Below are 17,032 nucleotides of genomic sequence, written 5' to 3' on the forward strand. Positions count from 1 at the left end.
ATAAAACATTACTATTTTTTCTGTAAATTTGAAAATAGGATGCTTTTTATAAGAAATGTATCCTTTTTAAATTTTAAAACTAGCTGTATGAAACTACCTAAAGAATTAGTAAACGGATTCATTATTTTCGTAGGAATTGGTCTTTATTTCTTAATAATGGAACTTTTAGGCCTGGCAGATATTTATTTGTTGCGTTTATTTAACGTGTTGTTTGTCTTTTACGGCGCCCATAGAACACTAAAGGCTAATTTTTCCGAAAACAAAACAATATTAGTTTCTAATGCGGTTTCAGCATTATTAACAGCGCTTACAGGAATATTTCTGAGCATTATTGGCTTAATTATTTACAGCTATTCCAAAGGTGGTGATGCTTATGTGGGATCACTATCCAAAACCTTTTTATTTGGCGGAGATCCGTCAGTGATGACGTATTCCATTTCTTTGTTTTTTGAAGGGATAGTATCCGCTGTAATTGTGACCTTTATGCTTATGTTGTACTGGGACCCCCGCTATGCATCAGACAAACACGGAGCTGAATCATAACCTATATTTTAAATTATCTCTTCCTCTAATACCGTCGCAAAGCACAATTAATGTTGGTCTTTGTAACAGTATTATTAAATTCTAAAATCCGCTGTATCAATAAACCGCTATATCTACAGTAGCACAACCAGAATTTATGGAATATAAAAACACCGGTATACATCTACTTAATTTGGCTATTAAAATTTTCAGAACCGGCTTTTCAATGGTATTACATTGGTTCTTTAGAACAATTTAACTACTTTTGAACCATCAAAAAATCGTATCAATGAGCATTACAAAACACAATTGGACCAAAGACGAAATTATCGCAATATATAACAAACCTATGATGGACTTGCTGTATGAAGCAGCTTCTATTCATAGAGAACACCATGATCCTAACGTGGTTCAGGTCTCTACTTTGCTCTCTATAAAAACAGGTGGATGTCCTGAGGATTGTGGCTATTGCCCACAGGCCGCAAGGTATCATACTGAAATTGAAGGCAATGATTTAATGTCAGTAAGTCAGGTAAAAGCACAAGCTTTACGTGCAAAATCAAGCGGATCATCCCGTGTATGCATGGGCGCCGCTTGGAGAAATGTAAAAGATGGTCCTGAATTTGACCAGGTACTGGAAATGGTCCGTACCATAAACAAACTGGATATGGAAGTGTGTTGTACCCTTGGAATGATCACTGAAAACCAAGCACATCGACTGGCAGAAGCTGGTTTATATGCCTACAACCATAATTTAGACACCTCTGAAGAATATTATAAAGAAGTAATCTCGACCCGTGGATTTGAAGACCGTTTGCAAACTATTGAGAATGTTCGTAAAACAAATGTCACTGTTTGTAGCGGCGGAATAATTGGAATGGGAGAAAGTATTGAAGACCGAGCTGGAATGCTTGTCGCACTTTCTACCTTAAACCCACAACCGGAGTCAGTGCCTATAAACGCCTTGGTTGCTGTGGAAGGAACGCCAATGGAAGAAGAAAAACCAGTTGAAATATGGGAAATGATTCGAATGGTAGCCACAACCCGAATCATCATGCCAGAAACCCAAGTCCGACTTTCTGCGGGAAGAATGAACATGAGTCGTGAAGGTCAAGCCATGTGCTTTTTTGCTGGTGCCAATTCCATTTTTGCTGGAGACAAGTTATTGACCACTCCAAATCCTGACGTAAACGAAGATATGAAAATGTTTGAAATGTTAGGTTTAAATCCACAAAAACCCTTTACAAAAGTTTCTCAGCCTCAAACCGTTGAAGCTGCAGATTCTCAATTTGCTCCCTTGGGTGAAAAACCAAAATGGTCAAGACCTGGTCATATGATCGAGAAGAACCTTGAAGCATCCGGCAAAGGTAAATAAACTTTATTTTGAATAAATACTCAAAACCATCTTGCTCTTGCAGGATGGTTTTTTTGGCTTCGCTTTTAGTACACTATTTTCTTAGTAACAACCCTTCCATGCTGCAAAACTATTTTCACCAACACAACTTGATGGCCAACAAGCAAATTCAGCACTGAGAAATCACGGTTGTAAATCTCGTTTTTTTGATAAATTGTACTTCCTGCTAAATTGTATACAACAACCTGCTCTATGAATTCTTTGGTTGATTTTATTTGCAATTCTTTGTTTTTACTCGAAACAAAAACAGATTCATCTTCTTTTTCAAATTCATCTGAAATCAGGGTTTTGTTTGTATATCGCAAAACAAAACGATCGTCAAATATTCCCACAGCAGTAGTGAAAGCATAACCTTCGTTTTTTATAGCAACAAGATTATTGTTTAATTTATCCTCAATAAAAACATTTTTATCGACTAACACCCCGTCTGTCTGATCTATTTTAATGATAAAAGTTCCTGCTACTGTACTTTTGAAACCTAATTTTATTTCATCCGTCTCTTCAAACGGCAACGCACGCCCTTGAATTACTAAATTCTTATCTTGACTCCTACTATAAAAGTCTAAATATTTATTTTCATCTAAACTCTCGCCGTCAAAAGAACGGTCAAAATCATTTGTCGCTCCCGTTGCATATCCTATTAAGATTTGTTTGAAAGCACCTTCATTATTACTCAAATTCAACCAAATTCGGTGTTTTTCTATAGCCTCATCTTTTGATTTATTAGTGGCACTTGATTTAAAAAAATTAGCATTCTGACCAATAACACGCATATTGTTATTAAAAATCGCTGTTCCGCCACCATTGATACTCGTCACAAAAAAAGATTGTCCTGAAGCTATTTTCCCGTCTGGCTTAGTATTATTAACGCCTGAATTAGTTGCAGCACTCGTACCTACACCTCCCAATAAGTTATACACAGCGTAATCATCTGAAGTATATACATTCTTATTAATAGCCGTATTGTGTGTCCAGAGATAAATAGTTCCGTCAATAATTTTTTTATTCTCATTTATAAACAAATCTGCGTTAATTGCTGAGGGATACGGATTACCAATCAAATTTGACGTACCTGTGGTCGCAATTGGTACCGACCCATTATTGGGAACTCCCGTAAAAATAGCTTCATAATTAGCTGCACTTGTCTCTGAAAAAGTTTCCGGACCACGAATAATATATCCTTTACCAACTGACATTACGTTTGTTGAAATCTCATTAGCCCATGAATACCTTGAAGCATCAAAGGAATAAAACTTATCCCAAGACGTATCAGGCGAAACATCAATCAGTCTTTGATTTAAAACAGGCGAAGACCAAAAGGTATAATCTGTGAGGAGAATAGGCGTTGTTTTTCTTTTTAATTGGATCACTCCGGAATTACTGACCTGCTCTTCGGATTGATACAATGCCGCATTGTTTTCTAAAATTAATGTGCCTGAACCCGCATAATCGAAAACCAATCCTAACGTATTTCCAGCCATAATTGTAACCGTGTTCCCCGCACTAATGAAGCAAGAACAGGAGTTAACTGTTGTAAATGAGGGGTAATTTCCCTGAAAAAGCAATGTTTTTTCAGCAGAAGGCGTTCCATTACTCCAGGAACTCCCATTCCAAACGGAGCTATTGGAACAGAGTTTAATTCGGGCTATACGATGTTTTGATACACCTGAAACCGAATTGAAATTTCCGCCAATAAGCACTTTATTATTTGGAGTAAAACAAATACTGAACAATGTATTATTTAAATTTACCAAAAATGTCGTATCAACAACTCCAGTTGCAAGCAAACGAACCATTCGCCTTACAGCTGTCCCGTTGTATGTCCCGGAGAACGTTCCGCCAATTAATAAGCGATCATCGGGCTGGACTAAAACTACCCTAATTTCTCCATTACTAAAACCCAATCCCATTGCAAAAGTGGTATCTAAACTCCCGTCAATGTTCAATCGCAACACTCTTTTTGCGGAAACGCCTTTATAAGTTGTAAATACGCCCCCAACAATCAGTTTACTATCTGATTGTAGTGCTATTGCATACACATTTTTGTCAAAACCAGTTCCAATAGAAAATCCAGAATCTATGCTTCCATCCGCATTCAGGCGAACCATCCTATTATACGAAATCCCATTAAAAAAAGAAAACTGACCACCTAAAACAATTTTTCCATCGGGTTGCAATACTATATTTTCTACGATAGCATCAGCTCCAGAACCGGTATTAAAACTGGAGTCTAAAGTTCCATCGGGTAATAATCGAACAATTCTATTCTTCAAGTCCCCATTGTAATTTGTGAAATTTCCACCGACAATTATTTTTCCATCTAGCTGTACCGCCAAAGCATACACCTGATTGTTAAATCCGGTTCCAATGGAAAAAGTCGCATCAATGTCACCATTTGCCAGAATCCGCACAATTCTGTTCCTTACGACACCATTATAATATGTAAAAACGCCTGCAATAACAACTTTGCCATCCGGTTGTACGATCGCAGCTTTTATAGAATTATTGGCTCCGGCACCAGAATTATTAAAAGACACATCAATTGCTCCGTCTTCTGATAACCTTGCAATTCGGTTGCACATCGTTCCGTTAAATTTGGTAAAATTTCCAAAAACCATTGTTTTATTGTCTGATAACGCATTTACTTTTAAAACAGAATTATCAAAACCAACTCCAGCAGTGAGATATCCAATGTCTAAAGCGCCAAAAGCATCAATTCGCGCCAAACGTCCTTGATTCTGGGAATCGAAAACAGAAAACGATCCACTAACGTACCAAGATCCCTCAGATGCAGTAGCTAAATCAAGAACGGATGCCGAAAACGGGCCTGCACCAATATCAAAGGCAGGACTAATAACTCCATTTGCTTCCAGTAAAACTAATCTATTAACAGCGGCTCCATTATAAGTCCCCGTAAAAGATCCTCCAACCAAAACACCTCCAGCCGGATTTAATTTCACAACCTCTACAGCACCACCACTAAATCCTAAGCCTGTGCTAAAATTAGCATCAAGTGAGCCATCGCTATTTAACCGAATTATTCTACTGGCTTTAACACCATTGAAATTTAAAAACACACCTCCTACTAGAATTTTTCCGTCCGCTTGTGTCGCGAGTGCTGACACATTATCATCAAAACCGGCTCCTTGAACAAAAGTAGCGTCAACAGTTCCATTGCTATTCAATCGAATTATTCTTCCGCAAGCAGTCCCATTAAAGGAAGTAAAAGATCCGCCCAAAATTATTTTACCATCAGCTTGAATTTTGATTTCTTCAACAAGGGAGGCAGCACCACTGCCTATTGTAAAGCCTGTGTCAATATTTCCATTAGGTAAAATCCGGGCTGCCCTAGGTGCCGCAACTCCGTTGTAACTCGTGAAGCTTCCCCCAATAACAACGCTGCCGTCTGGTTGTAAATCGCAGGCATAAATAATGTAAGTTGTAGTTCCTGGTGAAGAGTTGAATGTGACGTCTCTAGAACCATCCGCATTGAGACGAATCAGCTTTCCAACATTTACACCGTTGAAGGTTGTAAAGGAACCGCCTAAAATAATCTTCCCATCCGGTTGTATTAAGGAACAATATACTTTGCCATTGATGCCTGAACCTAAATTAAACGAAAGATCTTTGGAACCGTCCGGCAGTAACCTACATAAATATGGCGTTAAAGCCCCATTAAAATTAAAAAAATCACCTCCAACAATTAGTTTCCCATCCGTTTGCAAAGCAACTGTTCTGACAGTTCCATCAAAACCGTCGCCTTGCAAACCGTCATCATACGTATTGAATGCAACATCCGACTTTCCTTGTTGCGAAAAAGCTACATTGATAAAAAGGAAGAAGAAAAAAACAGTGAAGTGTCGTATTTTAATCGCTAAAATTGAGTTATTAACATTTGTGAAAATCGCACGAAAATTCATGACTGTACTAAAAGATTAAGTGCCATATGGGTTATTTTAAATTGTTGCTTTTTTTATTGAAACTCATTTGATAAAGAAATACCAGCGATAACTTTATAAAAGTAAATACAATCTTTTGCAATCACAATACCCACATTTAGTGATATTTAAACTAAAAAACCTATTCTCAACAAACAGAATGACACTTAAAATAGGTTGTAAAATCGATCCGCAGCCTCTAATACATGGCTTTTTCAACAATTACCTTTCCATTATCTAAAGGTACTTTCACTAAAACAATTTTATTGTTATGTTTAAAAGTAGTAGTTTGGAACTTATAAAAATTTACTGTTTCGTCAACTTATCTTTTTGTCATTGTGCTGAAATATTAACTTTTTTAAATTTATTATTCTTTGCACCATTATGCAACCAAATACCCAATCTAACTTTGTAGCTAATCGCTGTATCAAAATCATCATATATCTTTAGTTTAGCATCCCTTATAGAATTATTACGATAAATTAATATTATCAGCTCCACTTCCTATTTTCTTTGAAATTACAATATCCGTTCAAAGATCAGGTTTGACTATTTATTTATAACATTAGACCCTGCCATTATTGAATATAATTTGCTCCTTTATGAAAATCTAAAATCGCACAAAAGTTGGTCCTACAAATTAGAAAATAAATTAAAATCTTGCATGTCCTTGTTTCGCTGTCCAAATAAATATTTCAACAACTGCATCTTCCTATATTAATAGCATCCGAGACTAAAAACGCTCTATTTATCCGTCACTCTTAAAAAAACTGAATTTCCTAAGATCAAACACGTTTTTCCTAGCTAAAACAACAAAAAATAAATTCCTGTTTCCCGTCCTGCGACACTTTAAATTTAATATCTTATTTTTGAAATTCTCAATAAGGATTCTTGAACCTATTTAAACCATAAAGAACAAGTACAAAAGCAAAAAAAATGAATCCCATATATACCCTAAAAACAGCCATTCCTAAAATTGAATACTACTGTGCTTATCAGGAACGCTGTCACGAAGAAGTAATACAAAAGCTGTGGAGCATGAAAATGGACTCTGATGAAATCGATACGATTGTAGTACATCTGATCAGTAGCAATTTCCTGAATGAAAGTCGTTTTGCCTGCAGTTTCGCCAGAGGAAAACACCGCATCAAGTTTTGGGGCAAAATCAGAATTGTCAATGAATTAAAATTCCGAAAAATCACACAATACAATATTAATCTGGCACTCAAAGAAATTACGCATGAGGAATATACCGCAACCTTTGACGGCATTTCCCAAAAACAATGGGAAGCCATCCGGGAAACAAGCCGGTTGAAAAAACGAAAAAAATTTTGTGATTATTTATTACGAAAAGGCTACGAAAGTAATTTGGTTTACGAAAAAGCAAAAGAACTGGAAAGTTGGAACACGGATGACACGGATAAAACCGATTAACGCTGATTTTTTTTGTTTGCAAAAGAAAAAGCTACTCCAAAACAATTAATTTTAGCCCAAGATTCAGTTCTAAGTCACATTGAAAAAAAACCAAAACCGACAATGGAATTATTTGATTTCATTCAAATGGTATTCCACACAAAAATAAAAATCCGCTTAAATCTGCGGTATCTGCGTGCCATTAAACCTTGACCTTTATAAACAGATCGCACCAATTAACACTGATTACCAAAATTTGTGAAATTAGAGTAATTCGTAGCTACTTTTTTAAAAAGAACACCTCTTATAAATGGCATCCTTATACACTCAAAAGAACACTTACCGCGTTTCCTCCAAAACCAACGGCGTTAATCAATACTTTCTTAATCGGTTTTGTTTGTGCTTGCGCTTTTGCAAAAGGGACTCCGATAAAACGATTGTGTTGCAGCATCAAAATAGCGAATTCCATACTCAAAATCCCTGATGCACCAAAGGTGTGACCAATTTTCCATTTATTGGTAGTGAGCAAAGGCAGGCTTTCACCAAAAACTTTCTGTATCGCTTTATATTCGGTCAAATCCCCTTTTACAGTTCCCGGAGCATGCATGACAATCACATCCACTTTGGACAAATCAGTATTTTGAAGTGCCATCTTCATGGATTTCTGGAAACAGGTCGCTTCTGCCGAAATAGAAATACTATGTTCCAGAATTTCTGTAGCGTATCCAATTCCTTCGATGTAGGCCAAGGCGTTTTCTTTTTTCCCAATTTCGAGACAACACACCCCAGCACCTTCACCCAGAATCATAGTATTTTGCTTTTTTTCTAAATCAAGAGCAAGATTGGGATATTCTTCTGCGCGGCTAGAATAAATTTTCAAGGCGCGCATTTGAGCAATCGTAAAATCAGTTAAAGGCGCTTCAGTTCCACCGACTAAAAACTTATCTGCCATTCCCGCTTTTAGCCACGCCACTCCGTTTAACACGGCATGCAACGCAGTAGAACACGTAATAGAATGTGAAATTTCAGGGCCAGAACTTTGCAAATCATGTGCCACCCAAGAGGAAATATTACCCAAAGTGGTCGTTGGAGAAGCCAATGTTTGTGCTTTTCCTGTTTTTAAATACTCCTGATGGTGCTTTTCGAATAAATCCGTGGCACCGCGAGATGAACCAATATTGATTCCAAAAACGTCATTTATATTCCAGCCTGCATTTTGCATCGCTTGCCGCGAAGCCGCTATAGCATACAAAACCGATTGGTCCAAGGATTTATATTTGTTATCTGACTGTTTCAACTTGCGAATTATTTCAGTAGAATCAGCATCAATTTTGGCTACAAATGTGTTTTTTTGGTCTAAAAAATGTTCGGAAAAACAATGATTTTTATCGAGATATTTTTTCCAAATTTCCTCAGGTGCATTTCCTAATGGAGAAAGGGAAGCTATGGCAGTTATGGAGATTGTTGTTGACAAGTTATTTTATTTTTCGCAAAGGTCGCAAAGTTATTTACATTCTGCGTTCAATCTGCGGAAAAATAGCACACCAATGACGCGGATCTGAACCGATAAAAAACGGATTTTTTTTAATCAGTGAAAATCCGTTTAATCTGTGGCCAGAAAATAGCACACGGATCTAAACCGATCAAAACGGATTTTTCTAATCTGCAGCCAAAAAACTAGACTATTTCTAACGCTTTTTCGACCACTTCATACACTTTTTGTAATTGCTCATCGGTAATAACATAAGGCGGTAAGATGTAAACGATATTACCAACAGGACGCAGAATCACTCCGTTTTCGATAAAAAAATCATAGAGTTTGTTCCGTAAACTCCCGTAATAACTGGCAGCACTTTCGGTTTTTATTTCTAAAGCAAAAATAACGCCCAGCACTCGGGTTGCAGTAACTTTTGGATGATTTTTGATCCGCTCCTGAAAGTTCAGATGCCTTTGATTGACCCGAATTAAATTCGCCTGCATTTCATTCGTTTGCAGCAATTCCAAACTGGCCAAAGCCGCTGCACAACCTGTTGGATTTGCTGTAAATGTATGCCCATGAAACAACGCTTTATTAATATCATCATCATAAAAAGCATCAAATAAATCCTGTGTAAAAGTCGTAATCGCCATCGGAATTGTTCCTCCGGTCAACGCTTTAGACAAACACATCATATCTGGTTTTTCAATCAAATAATCCGTTGCAAACGTTTTTCCCGTTTTCCCAAAGCCGGTCATCACTTCATCTGCAATAGTCAGTACATTATTCTGCTGACAAATTCGCATTAATTTATCTAACGATTCCGGTTCGTACATCACCATTCCTGCAGCTCCCTGAACCAATGGCTCAAAAATAAAACCCGCACAATTATTGTTTTTTATTACATGACGTAAAGCGTTACAACTTTGCTCTTCCTGCCCTTTAACAGGAACCGGAATCCGAATCACTTCAATCAAAGAATCCTTAAATGCTTCCACAAAAAACGATATTCCACTTGCGGCCATAGCACCAAAAGTGTCTCCGTGAAACGCATTTTCAAAAGCAATTATCACCGTTCTCTTTTCTCCTTTATTGAAAAAATATTGTAGGGCAACTTTAATCGCAATTTCAACAGCCGTAGAACCATTATCGGAAAAGAATATTTTTTGTTGATTTTTAGGTAAAATTTCCATTAGCTTCTCTGCTACCAAAATAGCTGGTTCGTGAGTGAATCCGCCAAATAATACGTGCTCTAATGTGGTGAGTTGTTTGTAAATCGCATCGGCGATAAATGTATTGGAATGTCCGTACGGATTGACCCACCACGAGGCAATCGCATCAATATATTCTTTGTTGTTTTCGTCCCAAAGCAAAGCGCCTTTCCCCTTTTTGATCGCAATTGGTAACGCTGCCGTTTTGTGTTGGGTATACGGATGCCATAGATATTGGCGGTCTCTTTCTGTTAAAGTCATTTTAAATAATATATTTCACAAAGATACACAGAGAAAGCACAGAGTTTCCCAAAGATTTTATAAACTCAATAGCTGCTCCCGAAATAAAGCTGCATATTCCTGAATTACATTTTGATCAAAATACGGTTCTTGCGCTATTCGTCCAATGCACTTTACAACCGTTTTACTCAGAATTATTTCTTCAGTAGCCTTATTTTCATCCCCCGAAAAAATAATTCCGGCGATTTTAATTTTTCGGTTTTGCAAAGCTTCAATGGTCAATAACGTATGATTGATACTTCCCAGATAATGTCGGGAAACCACAATCACTTTGTAATCGGGCTGAATCAAATCTACAACACAATCCTTAGCGTTTAACGGCACAAAAACACCGCCTGCACCTTCAATAACCAAGTGGTTTTGTGTTTGAGGTTCTCTAATTTTCTTTAAATCAATAACAACTCCATCTCGTTCTGCAGCAAAATGAGGACTTGCAGGCGTTTTTAAGGCATAACCGTTGGGATGAATTACCGTCTTTTTATTGGACAAAAACGACTTAATCTTATGACTGTCTGAGTTGTCTAAATCCCCCGCTTGAATGGGTTTCCAATAATCAGCTTCTAAAGCTTCTGTTACAATGGCTGACGCGATGGTTTTACCTACATCAGTACCAATTCCTGTGATGAATAGTTTCATAAATTTAGCCTGCGGACAATTCTGATTTTACAGATTATCTCTAATTTTATTTGTTATGTTTTTTATTGTTTGTATGTATAATACGTTTCAATTCTGGATTTTCCCCAAAGCACATTACCAATCCAAGATCAATCTCAGAAGTTTTTGAACATTTCATTCTTTGTATGTAATTCAAGCATTCCGTTTCGGAGTGTAAAACCCCACATCGTTTTGTTCTCTAGAAAACCATGAGGCAAAATAATAGCGGTTCCTTTCCTGATATCGCAATAGGAGATGATGGTGTTTTTAAAGATAATTTGTTTCCCTTTTTTGGGTTTGTTTCGAACGACTGCAAAATTAGGACTTTAATTTTTTTTAAACAGATGCGTCATATTATTTTTTAGAATTCTTGTATGGATTAGACTAAAAAATGCCAATAAAAATTAAAAAAAATATTTGAGCAGAATTAGTAAACAAAAAGTGTTTTTGTTTTGTCATCTCGACGAAGGAGAAATCACATTCTTGACTTTAATAATGAGACCCCCTCCTTTGTCGGGATGACAATTGGACAAAATACTTTGTAAACTAAAATCGTTTATCACCATTGAGTAAACTGCCTAAACCGCCCAATAAACTACCTTCCTCGCGACTGTTTCCGCCAGCTCTAGGAGCAGATGCGATGATTCTGTCGGCGAGTCGACTGAAAGGCAACGATTGCACGTAAACTGTTCCCGGACCACGAAGCGTGGCGTAAAATAAACCTTCACCACCAAAAATAGAATTCTTGATCCCGCCAATAAACTCAATATCGTAATCCACATCTTTGGTAAAGCCAACAATGCAACCGGTATCGACTTTTAGGATTTCGCCTGTTGCTAATTCTTTTTTGGCTAATGTTCCGCCGGTATGCACAAACGCCAAACCGTCACCTTCTAATTTTTGCATGATAAAACCTTCGCCACCAAACAATCCGCGACCCAGTTTTTTAGAGAATTCAATTCCCACTGAAACACCTTTAGCGGCGCAGAGAAAGGCATCTTTCTGGCAAATGAATTTGCCGTTAAATTGCGTTAAGTCAATTGGGATTATTTTTCCGGGATACGGTGAGGCAAAGGAAACTTTGCTTTTGATAGTATTTTGATTGATGAACGCGGTCATAAAAAGACTTTCGCCGGTCAATACTCTTTTTCCGGCACTTAAAAGTTTATCGAACAATCCGTTTTCTTGTCCGGAACCGTCTCCAAAAATAGTTTCCATTTGGATATTATTGTCCATCATCATAAAACTTCCGGCTTCGGCAATTACAATTTCCTGTGGGTCTAATTCTATTTCCACATATTGCATTTCCTCGCCGTAAATGTGGTAGTCTATTTCGTGTGCTTGCATGATTTCTGTACTTTAAGTTTTTGTTTAAAAGATTTTACCATTAAGAAATTAAGTTTCATTTAGAATCAGAGCTTAATTTTTCTTAATTACTTAATGGTTTAAAATATTTTTTGTTTTTAAATAGGTCGGTAAGATGATTAAAAAGTTACAGCTTTACCATGGATTTTGGAATTGATGTTTTGGAATTGTAGATTTTCTCGTTGAAGTGCGCAAGGGATTACTTCATCGTACATTTATTTTTATAGGAGTTCAGTGAATTTCATTTGCAGCGAATAGCCCGACGCAGCCGGAGTTTACGGAGGCTGGGTAGCGCCCAAAAAAAATCGGTTCACATTGCTGTAAACCGATTTCCTTATACGTTTTTAAGGAATTAACTGTTCATTAATTCTTCAATTTCGTCTACTTCAATTGGGATGTTACGCATCATGTTGAATGGTTCGCCGCTTTCCTGAACGATAATGTTATCCTCCAGACGGATTCCGAAACCTTCGGCAGGAATGTAGATTCCAGGCTCTACGGTAAAAACCATATTCGCTTGCATGGGTTCGGTGAGGATTCCATAATCGTGCGTGTCCAATCCCATGTGGTGTGATGTTCCGTGCATGAAATATTTTTTGTAAGCGGGCCATTCCGGTTTTTCGTTTTGCACATCGGCTGTGTCAATAAGACCCAAACCTAGCAATTCTGAAGTCATTAATTTCCCCACTTCGATATGATATTGTTTCCAAAGTGTACCTGTTGTCAGCATTTTAGTCGCTTCATTTTTTACGCTTAAAACGGCATTATACACTTCTTTTTGTCTTTTGGTATACGTTCCTGAAACCGGAATGGTACGCGTCATGTCACTGGAATAATTCGCATATTCAGCCGCAACATCCAGTAAAATCAAATCACCGGGTTTGCATTGTTGATTGTTCTCTATGTAATGCAATACATTAGCATTATTTCCGGAAGCAATAATTGGCGTGTAGGCAAAACCTCTTGAACGGTTGCGAATGAATTCGTGAATTAGCTCGGCTTCAATTTCGTATTCGGTTACATTTGGTTTCACGAAAGGTAATATTCTTCTAAAACCGAGTTCCGTAATAGTACAGGCTTTTTGGATTAAATCCAATTCTTCGGTTTCTTTTACAGAACGCAGGCGTTGTAATATCGGATTGCTTTTGGCAACTGCATGTGCTGGATATTTGTCTTTCCACCATTTTACAAAACGGGCTTCGCGAGTTTCGGTTTCTACAGTAGCGCGGTAATGCTCGTTGGTATTGATGTAAATCGTGTCAGCGTGCGTCATCATCTCAAATAAGACTTTTTCAAATTCCTGCAACCAATACACAGTTCTGATTCCTGTTACTTCAAAAGCACGCTCTTTAGTCAGTTTTTCCCCTTCCCAAATGGCAATGTGCTCACTGGTTTCTTTCAAGAATACCATTTCTCTTTGGTGCTCGTAAGGCGCATCCGGGAAAAGCAATAAAATACTTTCTTCCTGATCTACTCCGCTCAGATAAAAGATGTCGCGGTGTTGTGCAAAAGGCAACGTACTATCTGCCGAAACGGGATAAATATCATTAGAATTAAAAATAGCAACGCTTTTTGGCTTCATCTGAGCCATGAACTTTGCTCTGTTTTTTATAAATAAATCGCTGTCAATTTGATGGTATTTCATGTGTTGATTTTTATTGTTTTTTATGGAATAAGCGTAATTAGCAGAGCGCTAGTATTGGTTCTGATACCATTTCTGGGTCTACTCATTTCATTACACATCGTTTAATATCTTGAATAATCAAAAATACTAACTTTGAGAGAAACGGATGTTAATTACACAATAAAATTTTCAGATAACTATTTTTATGATTAATTTTCCAACTCAAATTAATTTACATGAAAAAAATAGTGCTTTTTTCGGCTCTTATTGTACAAAGTATCTCTTGGGGACAAGTTTCTGCCGAAGCGATTCAGCAAGCATTGGAAGCCAAAAAAATAATGGAGAAACAATCGCTTTTTCAAAATGTTGCTTTCGAAAATGTGGGTCCAACGGTGATGAGCGGAAGAGTGGTAGATATAGATGTAAACCCCGAAAATCCAACCGAGTTTTATGTGGGCTATGCCTCAGGCGGACTTTGGTACACGAATAATAACGGAATGAGTTTTTCGCCTATTATGGATGCGGCGCCTACACAAAATGTGGGTGATATTGCGATAGACTGGAAACAAGGCACGATTTGGGTAGGAACTGGCGAAGTCAATTCGTCGCGATCGTCTTACGCCGGAATTGGAATTTTAAAATCCGAAGACAAAGGAAAGACTTGGCAAAATATGGGATTGCACGACAGTCATCACATCAGCAGAATTTTGATAAATCCATCAAATCCAGATGAAGTTGTTGTGGGTGCCGTGGGTCATTTGTACTCAAAAAATGAAGAAAGAGGAATTTACAAAACGACAAATGGTGGAAAAACGTGGAGTAAAACACTTTATATCAATGATGAAACGGGGATAATAGATGTGGCTGTTTCACCAAAAAATTTCAAGGTTCAATATGCGGCTTCTTGGAGTAAAGACAGAAAAGCGTGGGATTTTATAGGAAGCGGTGCTACTTCGGGAATTTATAAAAGTGAAGATGCGGGATTGACATGGAAACTTTTCACGAATGCTGAAAGCGGATTTCCGGTTGGAGAAGGCGTTGGAAGGATTGGTTTAGCGGTATATGACGATGAAAATGTGTATGCCATTTTGGACAACCAATTTAAAAGACCGTTACAATCCAAAAAAAGTAATTCGTTACCAATTGCATTTTCTGTTCCGGGAGACGAATTCTTAAAATTACCTAATAAAAGTCTGAATTCTATTTTAAAGAATTACGGATTGACAGAAAAATACAGAGCCGAAAATATCAAACACTGGGTTCAAAACGGCTATTTGCAACCTAACGAAGCTGCCAAAGTAGTTTTGGATGCAATAAATAGTTTAGCCGAGACAGAAGTTATTGGAGCCGAAGTTTACAAATCAAGTAACGGAGGAAAAAATTGGACGAAGACCCATCAAGATTTTATCGATGATTTCTTTTATTCATACGGGTATTATTTCAGTGTTATTTCAGTTGATCCTAACGATGTCAATAAAATTTATTTATCTGGTGTGCCCATTATAAAATCAAATGATGGCGGAAAAACATTCACCTCCATAAGCGAAGAGAATGTTCATGCGGATCATCATGTTGTTTGGGTGAACCCAAATAAATCTGGGCATTTAATCAATGGAAATGATGGCGGTCTAAATATTTCGTATGATGATGGAGCGCACTGGGTAAAAAGTAATTCGCATTCAGTAAGTCAGTTTTATTCAGTAAATGTGGATGAGCAAGAACCGTATAATATTTATGGTGGGATGCAGGATAATGGGGTTTGGGTTGGTCCAAGTGATTATAAATATTCCTCAGAATGGTACCAAACCGGAAAATATCCTTACGAAAATTTGATGGGTGGAGATGGAATGCAGACTCAAATTGACAAAAGGAATCCCAATATTGTTTTTACAGGGTTTCAATTTGGAAATTATTACAGAATTGATCGCACCACTAACAAGCGGGAGTATATTTCGCCAAAGCCAAAAAAGGACGAAAAGCCCTTTCGATTCAATTGGCAAACGCCTATTTTATTGTCTTCACACAACCAGGATATTTTATACATGGGATCTAATTTCTTGCATCGTTCGATGAATCAAGGGGAAACTTGGACGGCTATTTCGCCGGATTTAACGCAAGGAGCAAAAGAAGGAAATGTTGCTTTTGGAACAATTGCTGTTATCAGTGAAAGTACCTTGCAGTTTGGGTTACTCTACACAGGAAGTGATGATGGATTGATTCATGTTTCGAAAGACGGCGGTGCAACTTGGAACAAAATTTCGGGAAATTTATCGCAAAACAAATGGGTTTCAAGAGTCGTGGCTTCGGCACATAAGAAAGAAAGAGTGTATGCGACTTTGAACGGGTATCGAAATGATGATTTTACCAGTTATGTTTATATGTCAGATGATTTTGGTCAAACGTGGAAAAATATCGCCAATAATTTACCTGCAAGTCCAGTGAATGTAATTGTGGAGGATAATGTAAACGAGAATGTTATATATGTGGGAACGGATAACGGTTTGTATGTTTCATTAAATAAAGGAACATCTTGGGATGATTTTTCTAATGGAATTCCACACGTGGCCGTTCACGATTTAGTGATTCAAAAGAAAGCAAAAGATTTAGTGGTAGGAACTCACGGTCGTTCAATTTATAAAGTCAATTTGGATCAAGTGCAACAACTGAATGATAAAGTTGTAGCGGAAAATCTTCATGTTTTCGAACTTAAAAAGATAAAAAAAACAAAAGAATGGGGAAACAGCTGGAGTTCTTGGGCTAAGGCTTCAGAGCCAAAAGCGGAGATTTGGTTTTATTCGAATGGAGATGCAGAAGTGCTTTTGCAAATTGAGAACAGCTTGAAAGAAGTGGTTTATTCTCAGAAAGTAAAAGCTGTAAAAGGATTGAACAAACACGTATATGATCTTTCCATAACCAAAGCAATTGCTGATAATTGGAAAAATAAAGACAAAAAATTAAAAATGGAACCAGCTAAAAACGGCAACTATTACCTTCCGGTTTCAGTGAATAAAATAAGCATTCAAAAAGGAAAAGAGAAAGTGGTTACTGATCTGGAAATTATCGAATCAAAATAAACAGTCCTTTTATTTTAAAAACAAAAAACACGATTTCATC

The 17,032-nt window shown here is 37.3% G+C and carries 10 protein-coding genes; 4 read left to right on the forward strand and 6 right to left on the reverse strand.

Features of this window, described 5'->3' with window-relative positions; all coding sequences use genetic code 11:
- Positions 1 to 87 precede the first annotated feature (87 nt).
- Positions 88 to 543 (forward strand): hypothetical protein, encoded by a 456-nt coding sequence (locus tag EKM00_RS02900; protein ID WP_126452002.1) that lies wholly within the window; start codon positions 88 to 90, stop codon positions 541 to 543.
- A gap of 268 nt (positions 544 to 811) precedes the next feature.
- The gene (gene bioB, locus EKM00_RS02905) at positions 812 to 1,897 is read left to right on the forward strand and encodes a biotin synthase BioB (protein WP_126515175.1); all 1,086 of its coding nucleotides are present in this window, start codon (positions 812 to 814) and stop codon (positions 1,895 to 1,897) included.
- 65 nt (positions 1,898 to 1,962) lie between these two features.
- Here the strand turns inward: bioB and EKM00_RS02910 are convergent, their stop codons facing one another.
- Complete coding sequence (locus EKM00_RS02910; protein WP_126515176.1) at positions 1,963 to 5,856, reverse strand: T9SS sorting signal type C domain-containing protein; 3,894 nt, start codon at positions 5,854 to 5,856, stop codon at positions 1,963 to 1,965.
- 954 nt (positions 5,857 to 6,810) lie between these two features.
- Here EKM00_RS02910 and EKM00_RS02915 point away from each other — a divergent pair.
- The gene (locus EKM00_RS02915) at positions 6,811 to 7,308 is read left to right on the forward strand and encodes a regulatory protein RecX (protein ID WP_126515177.1); all 498 of its coding nucleotides are present in this window, start codon (positions 6,811 to 6,813) and stop codon (positions 7,306 to 7,308) included.
- A 298-nt stretch (positions 7,309 to 7,606) separates the two neighbouring features.
- On the opposite strand, the gene EKM00_RS02920 is transcribed toward EKM00_RS02915, so the two are convergent.
- The 5 genes from EKM00_RS02920 to EKM00_RS02940 all read right to left on the reverse strand — a co-directional run bounded on the left by EKM00_RS02920 (position 7,607) and on the right by EKM00_RS02940 (position 13,939).
- The gene (locus tag EKM00_RS02920; protein ID WP_126515178.1) at positions 7,607 to 8,761 is read right to left on the reverse strand and encodes a beta-ketoacyl synthase N-terminal-like domain-containing protein; all 1,155 of its coding nucleotides are present in this window, start codon (positions 8,759 to 8,761) and stop codon (positions 7,607 to 7,609) included.
- A 203-nt stretch (positions 8,762 to 8,964) separates the two neighbouring features.
- Positions 8,965 to 10,236, reverse strand: a complete 1,272-nt coding sequence (gene bioA / locus EKM00_RS02925) for an adenosylmethionine--8-amino-7-oxononanoate transaminase (protein WP_126515179.1) — start codon at positions 10,234 to 10,236, stop codon at positions 8,965 to 8,967.
- 57 nt (positions 10,237 to 10,293) lie between these two features.
- Complete coding sequence (gene bioD, locus EKM00_RS02930) at positions 10,294 to 10,911, reverse strand: dethiobiotin synthase (protein WP_126515180.1); 618 nt, start codon at positions 10,909 to 10,911, stop codon at positions 10,294 to 10,296.
- A 564-nt stretch (positions 10,912 to 11,475) separates the two neighbouring features.
- Positions 11,476 to 12,276, reverse strand: a complete 801-nt coding sequence (locus EKM00_RS02935; protein WP_126515181.1) for a TIGR00266 family protein — start codon at positions 12,274 to 12,276, stop codon at positions 11,476 to 11,478.
- A gap of 370 nt (positions 12,277 to 12,646) precedes the next feature.
- Positions 12,647 to 13,939, reverse strand: a complete 1,293-nt coding sequence (locus EKM00_RS02940) for an aminopeptidase P family protein (RefSeq protein WP_126515182.1) — start codon at positions 13,937 to 13,939, stop codon at positions 12,647 to 12,649.
- A 215-nt stretch (positions 13,940 to 14,154) separates the two neighbouring features.
- On the opposite strand from EKM00_RS02940, the gene EKM00_RS02945 reads away from it, so the two are divergent.
- Positions 14,155 to 16,992: a glycosyl hydrolase gene (locus tag EKM00_RS02945; protein WP_126515183.1), complete on the forward strand. Its 2,838-nt coding sequence runs from the start codon at positions 14,155 to 14,157 to the stop codon at positions 16,990 to 16,992.
- The last annotated feature ends 40 nt before the right edge of the window (positions 16,993 to 17,032 follow it).

Source organism: Flavobacterium sp. RSP15 (assembly GCF_003968755.1).
GTDB lineage: Bacteria > Bacteroidota > Bacteroidia > Flavobacteriales > Flavobacteriaceae > Flavobacterium.